Origin of the sequence: Lysobacter enzymogenes (genome assembly GCF_017168095.1) — a bacterium.
Taxonomy (GTDB): domain Bacteria; phylum Pseudomonadota; class Gammaproteobacteria; order Xanthomonadales; family Xanthomonadaceae; genus Lysobacter; species Lysobacter enzymogenes_D.
Map to the genome: position 1 here is coordinate 1 of NZ_LXSD01000376.1, position 18,351 is coordinate 18,351.

An 18,351-nucleotide genomic window follows, 5' to 3' on the forward strand; every position below is an offset into this window, starting at 1 on the left:
GCCGCCGGCGCGGCGACGGACGCCCACGCAGGCGCGGCGGCGAGCGCGCCCAGCAGCAGCGCGGCGCGGGCGAGTCGGGACGAGGGGCCGGGCGGAAGGCCGGGAGTGGGGCGCATGCGGGTCCTTGAATTCTGCGACGGCGGCGCAATCTGCACCGACGGCTCCGCTACAAATGGCGGCGCTGCGGCATTTTGCAATGCGGCCGTGCACGCGTCCACGCCGCGCCGCCGCCGCTCCGTCTCCCGCCAAGGGCCCATCTCGACAGGCCGCGCCGGACAGGCCGGCGTCTATAATCCACGCATGGCCAAACAGACCGATCACGAACACAGCCACGGGGTGCTGGTGGAAGCCGGCAAGCCCGAACTGGCGCGCCCGCCGCTTTATTCCGTCCTGCTGCTCAACGACGACTACACCCCGATGGACTTCGTGATCGAGGTGTTGATGCGCTTTTTCCCGATGAACGTCGAAAAAGCCACCCAGATCATGCTGCACGTCCACACCCGCGGCCGCGGCGTATGCGGCGTCTTCACGCGCGAAGTCGCCGAATCGAAGGTAGCGCAGGTGAACGAATTTTCAAGGATGCATCAGCACCCCTTGCTGTGCACGATGGAAAAGGCCTAAAAGGGAGCTGAAGCATCTCCCCGGGGCGGGGCATGGAAAAGCCGGCGAGCGCCCCCACGTAGCGAGCATACGTCCTGGAGGCTCCGCCCCATGTTCAGCAAGGATCTCGAATACAGCATCGGCCAGTGCTACAAGCGCGCCCGCGAGGCGCGCCACGAGTACATGACGGTCGAACACCTGCTGCTCGCACTACTCGACAACCCGTCCGCCGAGGCCGTCCTCAAGGCCACCGGCGTCGACTTCGCGCGATTGCGCAGCGACCTGGAGCAGGCCATCGCGACCTCGGTCCAGGTGCTGCCCGACGACGTCGACCGCGACACCCAGCCCACCCTGGGCTTCCAGCGCGTGCTGCAGCGCGCGGTCTACCACGTCCAGTCCTCGGGCAAGAAGGAGGTCACCGGCGCCAACGTGCTGGTGGCGATCTTCGGCGAAAAGGACTCGCACGCGGTCTACTTCCTCAACCAGCAGGACGTGGCCCGCCTGGACGTGGTGAACTACCTGTCCCACGGCATCGTCAAGCACAACGGTGAGGACGGCCACGCCCACCACGAGGAAGAGGCCAAGCCGGCCGAGGGCATGGAGGGCGAGGGCAAGTCCGACGCCCTGGCCGAGTTCGCCAGCAACCTCAACCAGCTCGCCCGCGAAGGCAAGATCGACCCGCTGGTCGGCCGCGCCGACGAAGTCGAGCGCACCATCCAGGTGCTGTGCCGCCGGCGCAAGAACAATCCGCTCTATGTCGGCGAGGCCGGCGTGGGCAAGACCGCGATCGCCGAAGGCCTGGCCAAGCGCATCGTCGACGGCGAGGTGCCCGAGGTGCTGCGCAACGCGACCATCTTCGCCCTCGACCTGGGCGCGCTGGTGGCCGGCACCAAGTACCGCGGCGATTTCGAAAAGCGGCTCAAGGCGGTGCTGGCCCAGCTGAAGAAGCAGCCCGAGTCGATCCTGTTCGTCGATGAGATCCACACCATCATCGGCGCCGGGTCGGCCAGCGGCGGCACCATGGACGCCAGCAACCTGATCAAGCCGGCGCTGTCCTCCGGCGAGCTGCGCTGCATCGGCTCGACCACGTTCCAGGAATACCGCGGCATCTTCGAGAAGGACCGCGCGCTGGCGCGGCGCTTCCAGAAGATCGACATCATCGAGCCCACCGTCGGCGAGACCTACCAGATCCTGCAGGGCCTCAAGCCCAAGTACGAGTCGCACCACGGCGTGACCTACGCCGACGACGCGCTGCAGGCCGCGGTCGACCTGTCGGTCAAGCACATCGGCGACCGCCTGCTGCCGGACAAGGCCATCGACGTCATCGACGAGGCCGGCGCGCGCCAGCGGCTGCTGCCGGAGAGCGCGCGCAAGAGCCTGATCGACATCGAGGAGATCGAGACGATCGTGGCCAAGATGGCGCGCATTCCGACCAAGCAGGTCTCGGCCAGCGACAAGGACGTGCTCAAGAACCTCGAGCGCAACCTCAAGATGGTGATCTTCGGCCAGGATCCGGCGATCGAGACCCTGGCCTCGGCGATCAAGCTGGCGCGCTCGGGCCTGGGCAACCCGGACAAGCCGATCGGCAACTTCCTGTTCTCCGGCCCCACCGGCGTGGGCAAGACCGAGGTGACCAAGCAGCTCGCGCTGCAACTGGGCATCGAGCTGGTGCGCTTCGACATGTCCGAGTACATGGAGCCGCATTCGGTCAGCCGCCTGATCGGCGCCCCTCCGGGCTACGTCGGCTTCGACCAGGGCGGCCTGTTGACCGAGAAGATCGTCAAGACCCCGCACTGCGTGCTGCTGCTGGACGAGGTCGAGAAGGCGCATCCGGACATCTTCAACATCCTGTTGCAGGTGATGGACCGCGGGATGCTCACCGACACCAACGGGCGCGAGGCCAACTTCAAGAACGTGATCGTGGTGATGACCACCAACGCCGGCGCGGCCCAGGCCTCGCGGCGCTCGATCGGCTTCACCAAGCAGGACCACTCCACCGACGCGATGGAAGTCATCCGCAAGAGCTTCTCGCCGGAATTCCGCAACCGCCTCGACGCGGTGGTGCAGTTCCAGGCGCTGGGCTTCGAGCACATCCTGCGCGTGGTCGACAAGTTCCTGATCGAGCTGGAGACCCAGTTGCACGAGAAGGACGTGTCGCTGTCGGCCACCCCGGCCGCGCGCGACTGGCTGGCCCAGCACGGCTTCGACCCGCTGATGGGCGCGCGGCCGATGGCGCGGGTGATCCAGGACCAGATCAAGCGTCCGCTCGCCGACGAACTGCTGTTCGGCAAGCTGGTCGGCGGCGGCCGGGTCAGCATCGATGTGCGCGACGATCAGCTCGTGGTCGACGCGCAGCCCGAGCCGGAGCGTTTGTTGCCGGCGACGGTGTGAGCCGTTCGGCCGCGGATGCGGCATGACAAAAAGGCGGCCTTCGGGCCGCCTTTTTCTTGTCCGGGAGTTTGGGTTGCGCGGCAAGCGCGGTGTGGCGGTCGCGGCTTGCGCCGCTCCTGCAGCCGGATACGAAACTCACCCCTGTAGGAGCGGCGCAAGCCGCGACCGCGCTACCTCGACTGCGCCGCGACCTTCGTTCCGTATCGCCATCGCGGACAACGCGAGAAACCCGCATGCGAAACCTTCCGCATGCGGCGCGGCGGCATGGGCGTCGCCGCGCGCGCGGGGACGCGCGCGGCGGGCCGGATCCGCTCAAGGCGGACGCTGCGAGCGAACAGCGTCCGCGATCGACGGCTCAGCGCTTGATGTAGCGCTTGAAGGCTTGTTCGTCGATCTTTTCCACCCGCGAAATCGAACACAGATCGCGTTGCGTGGCGAGCTTGGAGCCCTGCGGGCACAAGCGGCCTTCCTGCTTGTCGGTGGAGATCTTGAGCTTGGCCGAATAGCCCAGGTCGTTGCAGCCGTAGCGCATTTCGGCGCGGTAGTGCTGCGCGCCGTCCTGGATCGCCACGGCGCTGTCGCCGGCGCGGCGCACGACGTGCGTGGCGCCGAGGTCGACGCATTCCGTCAGCGGATCGGCGGCGAAGGCGGGCGCGGCGACGACGGCAAGCGCGGCGGCGAGGGTGAGGGCAGACAACAGCTTCATGCGTGCATCCTTGGCGTGGGTAAGGGGCGGGGCTTGCGGCACACTCTATGGAGCGCGCCGCGCAGCCGAATCTGGAGGAAGTCGCGGTGACCTTCGTCATGCCATGACCTCCGGCCTAGACGCGCGGCAGCGCTTCGCCGTCGCCGCGTTGTCGCGCGGCGTTTCGTGTCTGGCTGGATGCGTAGATGCATGTGCGCATCGAATGGTTGCAGCGCGTTCGACGCTCGCCGCCATGCGCATCCGCGCCGCGCGATGCGGATTGCGCGGCGCGTGCTCGATGCGATGCAGCGGAGCAGCGACGTGGCGCGATGCGCTCGGGACGATGCGATGCGTTCGGGCTGGCGCGGCGACGCGACGCGACGCGGGGCGGCGCAGCCTGCGTCCAATGCGCAGGCTTCGCGTCGTGCGCGACCTGCGCGGACGCGCTGCCTCGTTGCCAGGCGAAGTCCGACGCGCGACAGCTCGCGCGTGCTGCGTTGCAGCGCCCGGCCCGCGCGAAACGCGCCCTGCGTCGCAGCCGCGATGCGCGAACCCGCGCGCGCCCTGTCGGTTTTGCCAGTGCGCGCCGGGGCCGCGCGCGGCCCGGTGCTAGCGTCCGCACGCCCGCAGATCGCGGGCGGCGGCCGCTGCGGCCGTCTTCACCCGGAACAGGAGTCCGATGCGATGAAGAAACGTTCTCTCGCGGCCTTGGCCGCATTCGTGTTCGGTTGCGCGGTGATCACCACCGCCACCGCCGCCGGCGATGCCTGCCAGACCTGCTGGATGCGCTACAACAAGTGCGTGGCGGTCCTGGACGTGCAGACCTGCGATTACCAGGTCGAAATGTGTCTGAAGAGCGCCGGCTGCCCGAACCCGCCGTGGTGAGCGCCGTAGCCGCGTGCGGCCCGCGCGTGCGGGGCGATGCGGCGTCGATCTACGAACCAGGAGCGTCTATGAAAACTCGCCACATGCTGCTCGCGGCGCTGGCCGCATTCGTGTTCTCGGCCGCGGCGGTCGCCGGCCCGGGCGGCGGCTGCAAGCAATGCCGTACCGAGTACCAGATCTGCCAGGCCAACGGCGGCGAAGCCGGTACCCGCGATTGCGAAACGCCGTTCAGCCAGTGCCTGATCGCGGCGGGGTGCCCGCTGGAGTGAGCGGCGCGGCGGCGGCAGCGCCGCCGCGCAGGTCCGCAGGCCTGGGCGAACCTCGCCCCGCGGCTTCCCGCGGACACGAAAAAGGCGGCCATCGGCCGCCTTTTTCAGTCGGTTACCGCGATTACTTCATGCGGTAGGTGATCCGGCCCTTGGTCAGATCGTAGGGCGTCATCTCGACCTTGACCTTGTCGCCGGTCAGGATCCGGATGTAGTTCTTGCGCATGCGACCCGAGATGTGGGCAATGATTTCGTGCCCGTTTTCGAGACGCACGCGGAACATGGTGTTCGGAAGGGTTTCCGCCACCGTGCCCTCGAATTCGATCACGTCGTCTTTTGCCATGTGGTTCCCAGGAAGGTGGACTCGCAAGAGGAGTCCTGGAGTCGGGTGTTGGGCCTGTCGCGCGCCCGCGAAGCCGCGCATTTTGCCACGAAGGCAGCCCGGGCGCAAAAAAACCGTTAATGCGCCGGGAGCCGGGGCGCTCCGCCTGGGCCCGGCGGGCGAACGGGCGGGGTGGGGACGGCGGATTGCGGCTCGGCCGGCGCTGAAACGCTCGACTCCGCGGCGCCAGGTCAGGGAGCGGGAAGTTCCGGGCCGGCCGGCAACGGATCGGCCAGCTCCGCCGCCGCCAGTTCGCCGAAGCGCCCGGTCCACGCGCCGGGCGCGAAGCCCGGCGCGGCCGCGAGTTCGGCCGCCTGCGCCAGGAACCGCGCGCGCGGCAGCGACCGCGCGCCCAGGCTGAGCAGGTGCGGGTTCTCGACCTGGGCGTCGAGCAGCGGCCAGCCCCAGCCGTGCAGTCGCCGCGCCAGCGCCGCCAGCGCGACCTTGGAGCCGCCGGAGGCCGCGCTGAACATGCTCTCGCCATAGAACATGCGGCCGATGGCGATGCCGTAGATGCCGCCGACCAAGGCCTCGCCGTCGAACACTTCCACCGAATGGGCATGGCCGAGCCGATGCATGCGGGTGTAGGCCTCGATCATCGCCGGGACGATCCAGGTGCCGTCCTGGCCCGGCCGCGGCGCGGCGGCGCAGGCGGCGATGACCGCTTCGAACGCGGTGTCGGCGCGCACCGTCCAGGCGCTGTGGCGCAGGCCGCGGCGGAACTTGGACGACAGCCGCACCGCGTCGGTTTGGAACACCGTGCGCGGGTCCGGGCACCACCACAGCAGCGGGTAGCCTTCGCTCGGCCACGGGAACACGCCGCTGCGGTAGGCGTTGAGCAGGCGCGCCGGGCTGAGGTCGCCGCCGACCGCGAGCAGGCCGGCGGGTTCCTCCAGCGCGCGCTCGCCGGGCGGGAACGGCGCCTCGGGATCGCTGGGCAACAGGAACGGCAGGCGCTTCATGCGCGCGAGGATGATCGGTCCGGCGTCGCCGCGCCGGGACCGCCGTCGTCGCCGGCGGCCTTGAACGGCGAATGCGCGCGCAAGGTCTGGGCGTAGCGCCGCACCGAGGCCGCTTCCTCGCGGCACCACGGCCGCAGCGCGTCGCGGAACGACGGGTGGGCGATCCAGTGGCGGCTGCGCACTTCGGTCGGCAGGAAGCCGCGGGCGAGCTTGTGCTCGCCCTGGGCGCCGGGCTCGAACGCGTGCAGGCCTTCGCGCAGGCAGTACTCGATGCCCTGGTAGTAGCAGGTCTCGAAATGCAGCCCCGGCAGTTCGGCGCGCGCGCCCCAATAGCGGCCGTAGAGCGTGTCGGCGCCGCGCAGGCACAGCGCGCCGGCGACCGCTGCGCCCTGGTATTCGGCCAGGAACATTACCAGCGACCGCGGCATGGCCTGGGCGAGGTGGCGCAGAAAATCGAGCGTCAGCGCGGCGTGGTTGCCGTACTGGTCGAAGGTGCTGCGGTAGAAGCCGTACATGGTCGCGAGGTCCGCCTCGCTGGCGTCGCCGCCTTCGACCACGCGGAAACCCACGCCGGCGCGCGCGACCTTGGCCCGCTCCTGGCGGATGTTCTTGCGGTGCTTGTGATCGAACGCGGCGAGGAACTGCTCGAAATCGCCCCAGCGCCGGCCGTGCGCGTCGGGCTCGTTGCGCCAGTGGTATTGCACGTCCACGCGCGCCAGCCAGTCGCCGTCGCCTTCGGCCGCGAACGCGGCGTCCTCGTCCTGCAGGTGGAAGTTGACGTGCGCCGAGGACAATTCCTGGCGCGCGCACAGCTGCGCCATCGCGCGCAGCAGCAGGCGCCGGTGCGCGGGCTCGCGCGCGAGCAGGCGCGGGCCGGTCACCGGCGAATAGGGCACCGCGGCCAGCCATTTGGGGAAATAGTCCAGGCCGTGCTGTTCGTAGGCGTGCGCCCAGGCGTGATCGAACACGAACTCGCCGTGCGAGTTCTGCTTCAGGTACGCCGGCATCGCCGCGATCAGTTCGTCGCCGCGCCACAGCGTGAGGTGGTGCGGCGTCCAGCCCCAGTCCTCGCGCAGGCAGCCGGTGGCTTCCAGGCCGTGCAGGAAGGCGTGGGCGACGAACGGGTTGGCGCCGTCGTGCAGCGCGTCCCAGTGCGCGGCCGGCACCTCGGCGAGCGCGCCGAGCAGGCGGATCGAGAACGCGTCGCCGGCCTCGCTCACGGTGCGGGCGAGGCCTCGGCCGCGCGCAGGTACACGTCGGGATCGTGCTTCTGCATGTGCTGCTCGGGCCGCGGCAAGGCGGTGAAGCCGAGCTTGGCGTACAGCGGCTGCATGTCGCAGGTGACCAGCAGCCAGCGGCGCAGGCCTTGCACGCGCGGGTCGGCCATCAAGGCTTCGACCACGGCGCGGCCGTAGCCGCGGCCGCGTTGTTCCGGCGCGACGAATACGTCGGCCAGGTAAGCGAAGGTGGCCTGGTCGGTGACGGCGCGGGCGAAGGCGACCAGTTCGCCGTCGAGGTAGCCGCGATAGCACAGCGAGCCGTCGAGGGCGCGGCGCAGGGTCGCGGCGGGGATGCCGGCGGCCCAGTAGGTCTGCGACAGGAAGCCGTGGACGACGGCGAAGTCGGCATCGGACAGGGCGTCGTCGCGGAAGCTCAGCATCGTGGCGGCCATGGGGCGGGAGGCGCTAAGCGGGGAAGGAGGGGCTGGACGCAGCAGCCGCGGACGGCGCTGCGCGATCGTCGTGGCGGCGCGCCTGCGGCCGGGAACGCAATCCCCCCGGCCGAGGCGCTCGCGCCGCGCGCTCAGGCGTCCTTGTCGAGGAACTTCTCGGCGTCCAGCGCGGCCATGCAGCCGAAGCCGGCCGACGTGATCGCCTGGCGGTAGACCTGGTCGGCGACGTCGCCGGCGGCGAACACGCCTTCCACCGAGGTCTGGGTGGCGTTGCCGTCCAGGCCGGTGCGGATGGTCAGGTAGCCGTTCTTCATCTCCAGCTGGCCGTCGAACAGGCTGGTGTTCGGGGTGTGGCCGATGGCGACGAACAGGCCGTGGATCGCCAGCTCGCGCGAGGAGCCGTCCTGCACCGACTTGAGCTTGAGCCCGGTGACGCCGGCGTCGTTGCCGACCACCTCGTCGACGGTGTGGTGCCACACCGGCTCGATCTTGCCGGCCTGGATCTTGGCCTGCAGCTTGTCCTGCATGATCTTCTCCGCGCGCAGGGTGTCGCGGCGATGCACCAGATAGACCTTGCGCGCGATGTTGGACAGGTACAGCGCTTCCTCGACCGCGGTGTTGCCGCCGCCGACCACGGCCACGTCCTGGTCCTTGTAGAAGAAGCCGTCGCAGGTCGCGCAGGCGGACACGCCGCGGCCCTTGTACTCGTCTTCCGACGGCAGGCCCAGGTACTTGGCGGTGGCGCCGGTGGCGATGATCAGCGCGTCGGCGGTGTACTCGCCGCTGTCGCCGATCAGGCGGAACGGGCGCTTGGACAGGTCGGCGGTGTGGATGTGGTCGAACTGCACTTCGGTGTCGAAGCGCTCGGCGTGCGCCTGCATGCGCGCCATCAGGTCCGGGCCCATCAGGCCGTGCGCGTCGCCGGGCCAGTTGTCGACCTCGGTGGTGGTCATCAGCTGGCCGCCCTGCTGCAGGCCCGTGATCACCAGCGGCTTGAGGTTGGCGCGGGCGGCGTAGACGGCGGCGGTCCAGCCGGCGGGGCCGGAACCGAGGATGACGACGCGGGAGTGCTTGGTTGGGCTCATGTATATAATCGCGGGCTGTTGGGAATGCGCTGCGCGCAGTAGGGATTCGGCGGGATTTCTGCGCAGCGCCGGGTCTTGTAATCGGTTTATCGACCCATACGCCGGCGTGTAGAAAATTCCGGGGCAGGGCATAGCTTGGAGGCGCGGACCCGGCAAAACAAGGCGTGGCGCGCGGACGCAACGTTGCGCGACGCGGCCGCCGGCTCGAACCGCCAAACCGTAGCTGGCATTGCGGCGAGGGTGAGAGTAAAAAGCCGCGTGTGCGGGCGCCGGCCCCGCCGGACGCAGCTGCGCCGCGGGCGCGCTGCGCACGGCATGGAAGGGTGCGGCGCCGCACCTCGCCACGCAGCACCTTGCAAGCGTTCCACCCCACACCGCTCACAAAAAACACAACCTGGCTCGTCGCGCCGCCTATGCGGCGTTTTTTCTGGGCCGCACTGGAGACAGCAATGCGTATCGGCGTACCGAAGGAAACCAAGACTCTCGAAGGGCGCGTCGCGCTCGTTCCCGCCGCGGCGGGCGACCTGGTCAAGCGCGGCCACGAGGTCTGGCTGGAGCAGGACGCGGGCGTCAAGAGCGGCTTCAAGGATGCCGACTACACCCGTCTGGGCGTGAAGATCGCGCCGGACGCGGCGGCCCTGTACGAGAAGGGCGAACTGATCGTCAAGGTCAAGGAGCCGATCGCCGGCGACCTGCAGCACCTGCGCAAGGATCACCTGCTGTTCTGCTACCTGCACCTGGCCGCCGAGCCGGCGCTGACCAAGCACCTGCTCGACATCGGCCTGACCGGCGTCGCCTTCGAGACCGTCGAGCTGCCCAACGGCGACCTGCCGCTGCTGGCGCCGATGTCGGTCATCGCCGGCAAGATCGGCGTCCAGGTCGGCACCCACCTGCTGCACCAGCCGATGTCGGGCAAGGGCAAGCTGCTCGGCGGCCTGCCGTCGACCGAGCGCGGCAAGGTCGTGGTGTTCGGCGCGGGCAAGGCCGGCGGCGCCTCGGCCGCGCTGGCCGCCGCGGCCGGCGCCAACGTCACCGTGTTCGAAATGCGCCAGGACCGCATGGACGAGATGATGCGCCTGGGCAACAACGTCACCGCGCTGTATCCGTACCACGACGTGGTCGCGCGCGAAGTCGCCTCGGCCGATCTGGTGATCGGCGCGGTGCTGATCACCGGCGCCAAGGCCCCGCACGTGATGACCCGCGAGATGCTGCGCGAGATGGAAGACGGCAGCGTGGTCGTCGATATCGCCATCGACCAGGGCGGCTGCTTCGAGACCTCGCGCCCGACCACCTGGAAGGAGCCGACCTACGTCGAAGAGGGCATCACCCACTTCTGCGTGACCAACATGCCCGGCGCGGTGCCGCAGACCTCCTCGCAGGCGATCTGCGCGGCGATCCTGCCGTGGGTCAACAAGCTCGCCGCCGGCGCCGACTGGCGCAACAACCCGGCGCTGGTGCGCGGCATCAACGTCGAGGGCGGCAAGATCGTGCATCCGGCGTTGCAGGACATGAAGCTGTAAGAGCCGGGATTCGGGATTCGGGATGAGGCCTGCTGGCCGGGTCCTGGTCCGGATTGCCGACGGGCTTGAAGGGCCGGGCGGAGGATTCCGCCCGGCCCTTTATGCTTTCATGGGCCCTGGCGCGACGGCGCGGCCTGGCTCCAGCGCCGCAATCCCCGCGACTGAACAGGCCGCTCCCGAAGACAGCCGACTCTCGTTTCTCACTCCTCGTTACTCGCTACTCGCTCTTCCTGTATATTCAAGTACTAACGAAATCATCCTAAGGCAGCACATCACGGTGGCGTCCGCACCCACAGCCAGTCGCAAGAAGGCCAAGGCGCCGGCCGAGGCCGAGTCGCGCGCGGCTGCGTCCGCGCCGCCGTCGCCGAAGCGGCAGCGGTTGATGCGCGATATCTCGCTGATCGTGATCGCGCCCTTGCTGCTGTACCTGCTGGCGAGTCTGTTCACGTTCTCGCCGACCGATCCGGGCTGGTCGCATTCGGGCTCGATCACCGCGCCGCTGCACAACCTCGGCGGCCGGGTCGGCGCCTGGATCGCCGACGTGCTGCTGTACCTGTGCGGCTACGTCGCCTTCCTGCTGCCCTTCATGCTCGGCGCGATCGCCTGGATCGCGCTGTTCGGCATGGACACCGACGGCGACGGCGACGCCGATCTAGGCCCGGCGCTGCGGCTGGTCGGCATCGTCGGCTCGCTGGTGTCCCTGGCCGGGCTGCTGCAATTGCGCGTCGGCACGGCCGAGAACTTCTCGGCCGGCGCGGGCGGCATCCTCGGCCAGTTGGTCGGGCGTTCGCTGTATTCGGGCTTCGGCCCGGTCGGCGGCAACCTGTTCCTGGCCGCGCTGCTGCTGATCTCCTTCACCCTGGCCACCGGCGTGTCGTGGTTCGCGGTGATGGACTGGATCGGCAAGCGCGTGCTGACCGCCGGCCCGCTGCTGAGCAAGCTGTTCCGCCGCAGCAGCCAGCAGGCCACCGAGTGGCGCCAGACCCAGGTCATGCGCGAGGAGCGCGAGGAAGCGCGTAAGGCCGACACCGAACTGCGCGCCAAGCGCGAGAAGGTCAAGATCGAGCCGCCGCCGGCACCGGTGGTGGAGAAGAGCGAGCGCGCCAAGCGCGAGACCCAGATCCCGCTGTTCCACACCGGCGACGGCACCGGCCTGCCGCCGCTGGCGCTGCTCGACGATCCCAAGCCGCAGCCCAAGGGCTACAGCGAGGAGACGCTGGAAACCCTGTCGCGGCAGATCGAATTCAAGCTCAAGGATTTCCGCATCGACGCGCAGGTGGTCGGCGCCTATCCGGGCCCGGTCATCACCCGCTTCGAGATCGAGCCCGCGCCGGGCGTCAAGGTCAGCCAGATCTCCTCGCTGGACAAGGACATCGCCCGCGGCCTGTCGGTCAAGTCGGTGCGCGTGGTCGACGTGATCCCGGGCAAGTCGGTGATCGGCCTGGAAACGCCGAACACCTCGCGCGAGATGATCTTCCTGTCCGAGCTGCTGCGCTCGAAGGAATACGACAAGTCCGGCAGCCCGCTGACGCTGGCGCTGGGCAAGGACATCGCGGGGCGGCCGACAGTGGCCGATCTGGCACGCATGCCTCATCTCTTGGTCGCCGGCACCACCGGCTCGGGCAAGTCGGTCGCGGTCAACGCGATGGTGCTGAGCCTGCTGTACAAGGCCTCCGCGAAGGACCTGCGGATGCTGATGATCGACCCGAAGATGCTCGAACTGTCGGTCTACGAAGGCATCCCGCACCTGCTGGCGCCGGTGGTCACCGACATGAAGGAGGCCGCCAACGGCCTGCGCTGGTGCGTGGCCGAGATGGAGCGGCGCTACAAGCTGATGTCGGCGGTGGGCGTGCGCAACCTGGCCGGCTTCAACAAGAAGGTCAAGGACGCCCAGGACGCGGGCCAGCCGCTGATGGACCCGCTGTTCAAGCCCAACGCCGAGCTCGGCGAGGTGCCGATCGCGCTGGAGACGCTGCCGTTCATCGTCATCTTCATCGACGAATTCGCCGACATGATGATGATCGTCGGCAAGAAGGTCGAAGAGCTGATCGCGCGCCTGGCGCAGAAGGCGCGCGCGGCCGGCATCCACCTGATCCTGGCCACCCAGCGCCCGTCGGTGGACGTGATCACCGGCCTGATCAAGGCCAATATTCCGACCCGCATCGCCTTCCAGGTGTCGAGCAAGATCGACTCGCGCACGATCCTCGACCAGTCCGGCGCGGAGACCCTGCTCGGCCACGGCGACATGCTGTACCTGCCGCCGGGCACCGCGATGCCCGAGCGCGTGCACGGCGCGTTCGTGTCCGACGAAGAGGTGCATCGCGTGGTCGAGCACCTCAAGCAGATCGGCGGCGGCCCGGACTACATCGAGGGCGTGCTCGACGAGACCCAGACCATGGGCGACGGTACCGTGGTCGGCGCGACCGGCCTGCCGGAAGCGCCCAGCTCCGGCGGCGACGAGTCCGATCCGCTCTACGACGAGGCCGTGCGCATCGTCACCGAGACCCGCCGCGCGTCGATCTCCGGCGTGCAGCGCCGGCTCAAGATCGGCTACAACCGCGCCGCGCGCCTGATCGAGGCGATGGAAGCGGCCGGCGTGGTGACCCCGCCGGAGCACAACGGCGACCGTTCGGTGCTGGCGCCGCCGCCGCCGAAGTGAGCCGGCGCTCGGCCGGCGCGCGCCGTCGGCGTTTTTCGCGAATCGCGTCGGGCGTCGGCGATGCGCCGCACGATTCGGGCGCGCAGCCAAAAAACGACGGGCCGGCCGCGAACGCTCGCGGCCGGCCCGTTCGCACGTCGGCTGCGCCGCTCAGGGCTGCGGGCAGGCGCGGCGGGTGACTTCGAGGCGGCCGCTGCGGCTGCCCCAGGTCTCGCGACGGCCGTCGCAGGTCCAGTGCACGTAGCCGACCAGATTGCCGCCGGCGTCGAACCATTCTTCGAACTGCTCGGTGCCGTAGGGCGGCGCGTTGGCGACGCTGGTGCCGGCGATCGACAGGCCGGCGACCAGCGCGGCGGCGGACAGAACGCTCTTGATGCGCATGCGAACTCCTTGTTCTGAGGGGTGTTCCGATGGGATGGCGCGTCGTTGCGGGTGCTGCCGTGCGAAGGTAGCCGCGGCCGGCGTGGCAAAATGTGCCGTGAACCTATAATTCGCCTGTCGCGAGCCCGTTCAGTTTCGGCCCAGCACACTGCCGTCCTCTCACTCAGGAGTCGCCCCGTGAACCGTTTCGTCCGCCAAGCCGCCCTCGCGTTGTCGCTGTCGGCGACCCTGTTCGCCGGCGCCGCCAGCGCCGGCGCGCGCGACGACCTCAACGCTTTCACCCGCGGCCTCAAGGGCCTGGACGGCCAGTTCGCCCAGCAGGTGTTCGACCCCAACGGCAAGCTCAAGGAATCCTCGACCGGCCAGGTCGCGCTGTCGGCGCCGCGGCTGTTCCGCTGGGAATACGCCAAGCCCTATCCGCAGCTGATCGTCGCCGACGGCGCCAAGGTGTGGGTGTACGAGCCGGACCTGCAGCAGGTCAGCGTGCGCCCGCAAGGCGCGGAAGAGCAGAACAGCCCGCTGGCGGCGCTGGTCGACCCGAGCAAGCTCGACGCGATGTTCGCGGTCAAGGAGCTCGGCGGCGACGGCGGCCTGAACTGGCTGCTGCTCACGCCCAAGCGCCAGGGCGAAGCCAGCTTCCGCAGCGCGCGCCTGGGCTTCGGCGGCGGCGTGCTGAGCAAGATGGAGATCGTCGATGCGCTGGGACAGAAGACCGAGATCAGTTTCTCGGGCTGGAAGCGCAATCCCAGCTTTCCCGCGAGTACGTTCAAGTACGCGCCGGGCAAGGGCGTGGACGTGATCGGCGAAGGTTGAGCCGCCGGGCGCGATATGGGATCGGAAAAGCGCGGGCTTCGGCCCGCGTTTTTCGTTTTGGGGCTGACGCTGGCCGCGCGACTGCATGGGCTACCTGTAGGAGCGGCGCAAGCCGCGACTGCGTTGTTGCGGTGACGACGAGAGCCGCGTGGCTTGCGTTATCGGATTGCGGGGCATTCGACGCGATCGGAACGAGCGCGGTCGCGACTTGCGTTGCTCCTGCAAGGGGCGCGGGGGGCGGCGTTTGGTGAAGACGTGACGGTTCGTGGCTTCGGGGACGGGCGGCGGGGCGGCGTTGCTTCGGTGGGTCGCGACTTGCGTCGCTCCTACAGGTCGCTTTGGGGAAGCGTCCCGGCAGTTTCCGGTGGAGACGAGCGCGCGGCGCGGTTACAGCGGCTTTTCGTACCGGATCGTCGTCAGCCCGCTGTTCCATTCCTCGTCGGGATAGCGGGCGGTCTCGCGGTAGCCCAGGGCCAGGTACAGCGCCTGGCTGCCGGTGTTGAAGGTGTCGGTTTCCAGGCTCGCCGCGCGGTGTCCTTCGGCGCGCATCGCGTTCTCCAGCGCCTGCATCAGCGCCCGCGCGAGGCCGCGGCGACGGCCGCGCGCGCCGACGTGCAGCGAATCGACAAAGCCGCCGTCGCGGCCGGCGAAGCCGAGCACCTCGCCGTCGAGTTCGGCCACCAGCAACTGGCTCAGTTGCGCATCGACGTAGCGTTCGGCCACGCGATTGCCGTGGTAGTCGGCGATGGCCTGGGCGGTGAGTTGCGGGCGCCAGGTGTCGGCGAAGGTTTCCGCCAGCAGCGCCAGCACCGCGGCGCGGTCGGCGGGCAGGGCGGGGCGGACGAGCGGGGCGTCGGACATCGATTCGGCGAATGCGGGGGACTGCGCGCATTGTCGGCGCCGCGCCGGCGGGCGGCAACGGCGCGGTGGCGCTCAGGCCTGCGCCGGGAACCAGTTCGCGCGCCGCAGCCAGCCGGCGAGGAAGCGCTGCAGGATCGGATGCGCTTGCGCGAGTTCGGTGTAGTAGTCGATCCGGCCCTGGCGATAGCGCGCGTACAGCGCCGCCTGATCGGCGTCCTGCAGCGCCTTGAGCGTGTCCGGCCCGAACAGGCCGTCGCTGGCCAGCGGCGGGCCGAGCAGGCGTTGCAGCAGGACGATCGCGTGGAAGCCGGCGTTGACGTAGAAGTCGAACACGATCTCGGCCAGCATCTGCGAAGCGATCGCGTCGCCGTCGATGCGGTCCCAGTACAGCGCCTTGTACAGCGCGGCGGCTTGCGGCTCGCTCAGGGCGCGCAGGTTGTCCAGGGTAGGCGCCACGCCGAGCAAGGCGCGCGCATTGGCCTGGAACACCGCCAGGGTGATGCCGCGGTTGGTGGCGCCGCCGGGGTCGGCCGGGTCGTCGATGTAGCCGCCTTCGAAAGCCAGCAGCTGCGGGAAGTACAGGGAGAAGTCGGCCATGGTGGGCTGGGTCGATGCGGACGGAGCGCCGCGCCGATACCAACGCCGCCGTGGCGTCGGTTGTGACGGGGGCGCCGTTCGCCGGGCGTTGGACGGGACGGTCGTCGGAGGCGGCGTCACGGCGAGTTAGGCCGTTAGCGCATTAATGCGTTAGTGGGTTAACGAATTAACGAATTAACGAATTAGCCGGTTAACCAGGCGCTACGCCGAAACGCGCGGGCAGACCGCGGCGATGCCCCGCGCCGGCCCGCCGGCGCCGACTTTGCCCGCTGCCGCCGCAGCGCCGCAGCCTCGGCCCGGGCGGCCTCGCGCGCCGGCGGATCTTGCTATCGTGTCCCTCCGTCCAGCGAGCGTTTTCCGTTTTGGCCCGCCGCACCGCCCCCCAGGCCGAACCCGGCCGCGACCTGCTCAGCGCCGCCGACGGCGACGCGTCCGCCGCAGGCGAATCCGTCGCCGCGCTGCGCCCGCTGGCCGAGCGCATGCGCCCGCGCACCCTCGACGAAATGGTCGGCCAGCGCCGCCTGCTGGCGCCGGGTTCGGCGCTGCGCCGCGCGGTCGAATCCGGGCGGGTCCATTCGATGATCCTGTGGGGCCCGCCGGGCTGCGGCAAGACCACCCTGGCGCTGCTGCTGGCGCATTACGCCGACGCCGAATTCCGCGCCATCTCCGCCGTGCTCTCGGGCCTGCCGGAGGTGCGCCAGGTGCTGGCCGCCGCCGCGCAGCGCTTCGAGCAGGGCCGGCGCACGGTGCTGTTCGTCGACGAGGTGCACCGCTTCAACAAGACCCAGCAGGACGCGTTCCTGCCGCACATCGAGCGCGGCACCATCATTTTCGTCGGCGCCACCACCGAGAACCCTTCGTTCGAACTCAACTCGGCGCTGCTCTCGCGCTGCCGCGTGCACGTGATGGAGGCGGTCTCGCCCGAAGACGTGCGGGTGACCCTGCGCCGCGCGCTCGACGACGAGCAGCGCGGCCTCGGCGCCCAGCGCGTGCGCGCCGACGACGGATTGCTGCTGCAGATCGCCACCGCCGCCGACGGCGACGTGCGCCGCGCGCTGACCCTGCTGGAAATCGCCGCCGAACTGGCCCAGGACGAGGGCGGCGAGATCACCCCCGCGACCCTGGCCCAGGTGCTGGCCGACCGCACCCGCCGCTTCGACAAGGGCGGCGAGCAGTTCTACGACCAGATCTCGGCGCTGCACAAGTCCGTGCGCAGCTCCAATCCCGATTCGGCGCTGTACTGGTTCGCGCGCATGCTCGACGGTGGCTGCGACCCGCATTACCTGGCGCGCCGGCTGACCCGGATGGCGGTGGAAGACATCGGCCTGGCCGATCCGCGCGCGCTGCAAATGGCGGTGGACGCGTGGGAAACCTACGACCGCCTCGGCAGCCCCGAAGGCGACCTGGCCCTGGCCCAGGTGGTGATCTACCTGGCCAGCACCGCCAAGTCCAACGCCGCCTACGCCGCGTTCAACCAGGCCAGGCGCGATGTGGTCGAGTACGGCACCCAGGACGTGCCGCTGCACCTGCGCAACGCGCCGACCAAGCTGATGAAGCAGCTCGGCTACGCCAAGGGCTATCAGTACGACCACGACGCCGAAGGCGGCGTGGCGCTGGACCAGACCGGCTTCCCCGACGCGATGGGCGAGCGGGTGTATTACCAGCCGGTGGCGCGCGGGCTGGAGATCAAGCTCGGCGAGAAACTGCAGCGCTTGCGCGCGCAGCGCGCGCAGGCGCGCGGCGAAGGTGGGGGCGACGGCGACGGGCCGGAGGAGGCGGAGTGATCGCTGGACCGATCAAGCGGCGGGCACTTGCCGCCGACGCCCGGGCTTCGCTGGGAGCCGACGCTTTTGTGGGAGGGACTTCAGTCCCGATGCTTTCCTTTCCGCTCGCCGCGATCTGGAACAAAAGCATCGGGACTGAAGTCCCTCCCACAGAAGCTATCCCTCCCACAGAAGCTGCCTCTCCCACAAAAACTACCCCTCCCAGAAAAGTTGTCCTTGCCGCTGAAGCCATTGCGCACACAAAAGCCGGCCGCCGCTGCGACCGCGACGGCAGACGCCGCCCGCCCCGACGCAGCCGCCCTGGAGCCGCCGCATGATGACCCGCGCCGCCCTGCTGCAACTGCTCGCCGTCGCTCTCGGCGGCGCCCTCGGCACGCTGCTGCGCCACGGCGCCAACCTGCTGCTGCCGCGGCTGCCGGCGCCGTGGCCGACCTTGTCGACCTTGACCGTCAATCTGGCCGGCTGCTTCTGCGCCGGGCTGTTGCTGGTCTGGCTGGGCCAGCGCCAGGACGCCGACTTCTGGCGCGCGGTGCTGCTGACCGGCGTGCTCGGCGGCCTGACCACATTCTCGGCCTTCGGCGTGGACCTGCTGGCGATGCTGCGCGCGGCGCGCTACGAATGGCTGGCGCTGACGGTGTTGCTGCATGTCGGCCTGGGCCTGGCCGCGATCGCGGTGGGCTGGAAGCTGGGGCAGGGGCTGTGGCCGGCCCGGGCCTGAATCCGGTTTCCCGCCTGTAGGAGCGGCGCGAGCCGCGACCGCGACAACGCAACTGCGCCGACATCTGCGCAATGGTTGCGTTGTCGCGGT

Annotated in this window: 20 protein-coding genes; 10 read left to right on the forward strand and 10 right to left on the reverse strand. The window is 69.6% G+C overall.

The features are described 5' to 3' along the window. Window positions 1–300 precede the first annotated feature (300 nt). Together clpS and clpA are read left to right on the forward strand one after the other, a co-directional pair. Window positions 301–621, forward strand: a complete 321-nt coding sequence (clpS, locus tag A7A76_RS15165; RefSeq protein WP_074868781.1) for an ATP-dependent Clp protease adapter ClpS — start codon at window positions 301–303, stop codon at window positions 619–621. Window positions 622–711: 90 nt separating this feature from the next. Continuing rightward, window positions 712–2,991 carry an ATP-dependent Clp protease ATP-binding subunit ClpA gene (clpA, locus tag A7A76_RS15170; protein WP_206411964.1) on the forward strand — a complete coding sequence of 760 codons (2,280 nt, stop codon included), beginning with the start codon at window positions 712–714 and terminating at the stop codon, window positions 2,989–2,991. A 355-nt stretch (window positions 2,992–3,346) separates the two neighbouring features. Here the strand turns inward: clpA and A7A76_RS15175 are convergent, their stop codons facing one another. Beyond that, entirely contained in the window at window positions 3,347–3,697 is a 351-nt protein-coding gene (locus tag A7A76_RS15175) for a DUF6491 family protein (protein ID WP_206411965.1), read from the reverse strand. A gap of 663 nt (window positions 3,698–4,360) precedes the next feature. Here A7A76_RS15175 and A7A76_RS15180 point away from each other — a divergent pair. Then, on the forward strand, window positions 4,361–4,561 hold the full coding sequence (locus tag A7A76_RS15180) for a hypothetical protein (protein ID WP_206411966.1): 201 nt from the start codon (window positions 4,361–4,363) through the stop codon (window positions 4,559–4,561). A gap of 68 nt (window positions 4,562–4,629) precedes the next feature. Then, complete coding sequence (locus A7A76_RS15185; RefSeq protein ID WP_139175022.1) at window positions 4,630–4,830, forward strand: hypothetical protein; 201 nt, start codon at window positions 4,630–4,632, stop codon at window positions 4,828–4,830. 121 nt (window positions 4,831–4,951) lie between these two features. On the opposite strand, the gene infA is transcribed toward A7A76_RS15185, so the two are convergent. From infA to trxB, 5 genes are all read right to left on the reverse strand, one after another. After that, the gene (gene infA, locus A7A76_RS15190) at window positions 4,952–5,170 is read right to left on the reverse strand and encodes a translation initiation factor IF-1 (protein ID WP_031372296.1); all 219 of its coding nucleotides are present in this window, start codon (window positions 5,168–5,170) and stop codon (window positions 4,952–4,954) included. A gap of 230 nt (window positions 5,171–5,400) precedes the next feature. Continuing rightward, window positions 5,401–6,171, reverse strand: a complete 771-nt coding sequence (aat, locus tag A7A76_RS15195) for a leucyl/phenylalanyl-tRNA--protein transferase (RefSeq protein ID WP_206411967.1) — start codon at window positions 6,169–6,171, stop codon at window positions 5,401–5,403. After that, the gene (locus A7A76_RS15200; RefSeq protein WP_428995162.1) at window positions 6,168–7,391 is read right to left on the reverse strand and encodes a GNAT family N-acetyltransferase; all 1,224 of its coding nucleotides are present in this window, start codon (window positions 7,389–7,391) and stop codon (window positions 6,168–6,170) included. Before A7A76_RS15200 ends, aat begins: the two co-directional genes overlap by 4 nt. Then, window positions 7,388–7,843, reverse strand: coding sequence for a GNAT family N-acetyltransferase (locus tag A7A76_RS15205; protein WP_241200957.1), 456 nt, complete (start codon window positions 7,841–7,843; stop codon window positions 7,388–7,390). Before A7A76_RS15205 ends, A7A76_RS15200 begins: the two co-directional genes overlap by 4 nt. A 131-nt stretch (window positions 7,844–7,974) precedes the next feature. Next, on the reverse strand, window positions 7,975–8,928 hold the full coding sequence (gene trxB / locus A7A76_RS15210; protein ID WP_206411968.1) for a thioredoxin-disulfide reductase: 954 nt from the start codon (window positions 8,926–8,928) through the stop codon (window positions 7,975–7,977). 449 nt (window positions 8,929–9,377) lie between these two features. Between trxB and A7A76_RS15215 the strand changes: the two genes are divergently transcribed. Next, window positions 9,378–10,448: an alanine dehydrogenase gene (locus A7A76_RS15215; RefSeq protein ID WP_206411969.1), complete on the forward strand. Its 1,071-nt coding sequence runs from the start codon at window positions 9,378–9,380 to the stop codon at window positions 10,446–10,448. 277 nt (window positions 10,449–10,725) lie between these two features. Next, on the forward strand, window positions 10,726–13,107 hold the full coding sequence (locus A7A76_RS15220; protein ID WP_343225343.1) for a DNA translocase FtsK: 2,382 nt from the start codon (window positions 10,726–10,728) through the stop codon (window positions 13,105–13,107). A 150-nt stretch (window positions 13,108–13,257) separates the two neighbouring features. On the opposite strand, the gene A7A76_RS15225 is transcribed toward A7A76_RS15220, so the two are convergent. Then, entirely contained in the window at window positions 13,258–13,488 is a 231-nt protein-coding gene (locus A7A76_RS15225; protein WP_206411971.1) for a DUF6289 family protein, read from the reverse strand. Between the two features lie 177 nt (window positions 13,489–13,665). Between A7A76_RS15225 and lolA the strand changes: the two genes are divergently transcribed. Next, complete coding sequence (gene lolA / locus A7A76_RS15230) at window positions 13,666–14,301, forward strand: outer membrane lipoprotein chaperone LolA (protein ID WP_343225344.1); 636 nt, start codon at window positions 13,666–13,668, stop codon at window positions 14,299–14,301. A 387-nt stretch (window positions 14,302–14,688) separates the two neighbouring features. On the opposite strand, the gene A7A76_RS15235 is transcribed toward lolA, so the two are convergent. After that, complete coding sequence (locus A7A76_RS15235; RefSeq protein WP_206411973.1) at window positions 14,689–15,162, reverse strand: GNAT family N-acetyltransferase; 474 nt, start codon at window positions 15,160–15,162, stop codon at window positions 14,689–14,691. A 72-nt stretch (window positions 15,163–15,234) separates the two neighbouring features. Further along, complete coding sequence (locus A7A76_RS15240) at window positions 15,235–15,759, reverse strand: glycoside hydrolase family 108 protein (RefSeq protein WP_206411974.1); 525 nt, start codon at window positions 15,757–15,759, stop codon at window positions 15,235–15,237. Window positions 15,760–16,217: 458 nt separating this feature from the next. Here A7A76_RS15240 and A7A76_RS15245 point away from each other — a divergent pair, with 458 nt between their 5' ends. Continuing rightward, window positions 16,218–17,543, forward strand: coding sequence for a replication-associated recombination protein A (locus A7A76_RS15245; protein ID WP_277425838.1), 1,326 nt, complete (start codon window positions 16,218–16,220; stop codon window positions 17,541–17,543). Here the strand turns inward: A7A76_RS15245 and A7A76_RS26700 are convergent. Then, window positions 17,446–17,730: a DUF6053 domain-containing protein gene (locus A7A76_RS26700; RefSeq protein ID WP_428995163.1), complete on the reverse strand. Its 285-nt coding sequence runs from the start codon at window positions 17,728–17,730 to the stop codon at window positions 17,446–17,448. The genes A7A76_RS15245 and A7A76_RS26700 overlap by 98 nt on opposite strands. Between A7A76_RS26700 and A7A76_RS26705 the strand changes: the two genes are divergently transcribed. Both A7A76_RS26705 and A7A76_RS15250 read left to right on the forward strand, forming a co-directional pair. Next, window positions 17,612–17,860: a DUF6053 domain-containing protein gene (locus A7A76_RS26705; RefSeq protein ID WP_428995164.1), complete on the forward strand. Its 249-nt coding sequence runs from the start codon at window positions 17,612–17,614 to the stop codon at window positions 17,858–17,860. The two genes, A7A76_RS26700 and A7A76_RS26705, sit on opposite strands and share 119 nt — an antisense overlap. Continuing rightward, a complete protein-coding gene (locus A7A76_RS15250) occupies window positions 17,860–18,261 on the forward strand; it encodes a fluoride efflux transporter FluC (RefSeq protein ID WP_074868739.1) in 402 nt (133 codons plus the stop codon). The genes A7A76_RS26705 and A7A76_RS15250 overlap by 1 nt, the downstream gene beginning before the upstream one ends. The last annotated feature ends 90 nt before the right edge of the window (window positions 18,262–18,351 follow it).

Bases quoted from the DNA above. Each gene is read 5' to 3' on its own strand.
- clpS (WP_074868781.1), top strand. From the start codon at position 301: ATGGCCAAACAGACCGATCACGAACACAGCCACGGGGTGCTGGTGGAA.
- clpA (WP_206411964.1), top strand. From the start codon at position 712: ATGTTCAGCAAGGATCTCGAATACAGCATCGGCCAGTGCTACAAGCGC.
- A7A76_RS15175 (WP_206411965.1), bottom strand. From the start codon at position 3,697: ATGAAGCTGTTGTCTGCCCTCACCCTCGCCGCCGCGCTTGCCGTCGTC.
- A7A76_RS15180 (WP_206411966.1), top strand. From the start codon at position 4,361: ATGAAGAAACGTTCTCTCGCGGCCTTGGCCGCATTCGTGTTCGGTTGC.
- A7A76_RS15185 (WP_139175022.1), top strand. From the start codon at position 4,630: ATGAAAACTCGCCACATGCTGCTCGCGGCGCTGGCCGCATTCGTGTTC.
- infA (WP_031372296.1), bottom strand. From the start codon at position 5,170: ATGGCAAAAGACGACGTGATCGAATTCGAGGGCACGGTGGCGGAAACC.
- aat (WP_206411967.1), bottom strand. From the start codon at position 6,171: ATGAAGCGCCTGCCGTTCCTGTTGCCCAGCGATCCCGAGGCGCCGTTC.
- A7A76_RS15205 (WP_241200957.1), bottom strand. From the start codon at position 7,843: ATGGCCGCCACGATGCTGAGCTTCCGCGACGACGCCCTGTCCGATGCC.
- trxB (WP_206411968.1), bottom strand. From the start codon at position 8,928: ATGAGCCCAACCAAGCACTCCCGCGTCGTCATCCTCGGTTCCGGCCCC.
- A7A76_RS15215 (WP_206411969.1), top strand. From the start codon at position 9,378: ATGCGTATCGGCGTACCGAAGGAAACCAAGACTCTCGAAGGGCGCGTC.
- A7A76_RS15225 (WP_206411971.1), bottom strand. From the start codon at position 13,488: ATGCGCATCAAGAGCGTTCTGTCCGCCGCCGCGCTGGTCGCCGGCCTG.
- A7A76_RS15235 (WP_206411973.1), bottom strand. From the start codon at position 15,162: ATGTCCGACGCCCCGCTCGTCCGCCCCGCCCTGCCCGCCGACCGCGCC.
- A7A76_RS15240 (WP_206411974.1), bottom strand. From the start codon at position 15,759: ATGGCCGACTTCTCCCTGTACTTCCCGCAGCTGCTGGCTTTCGAAGGC.
- A7A76_RS15250 (WP_074868739.1), top strand. From the start codon at position 17,860: ATGACCCGCGCCGCCCTGCTGCAACTGCTCGCCGTCGCTCTCGGCGGC.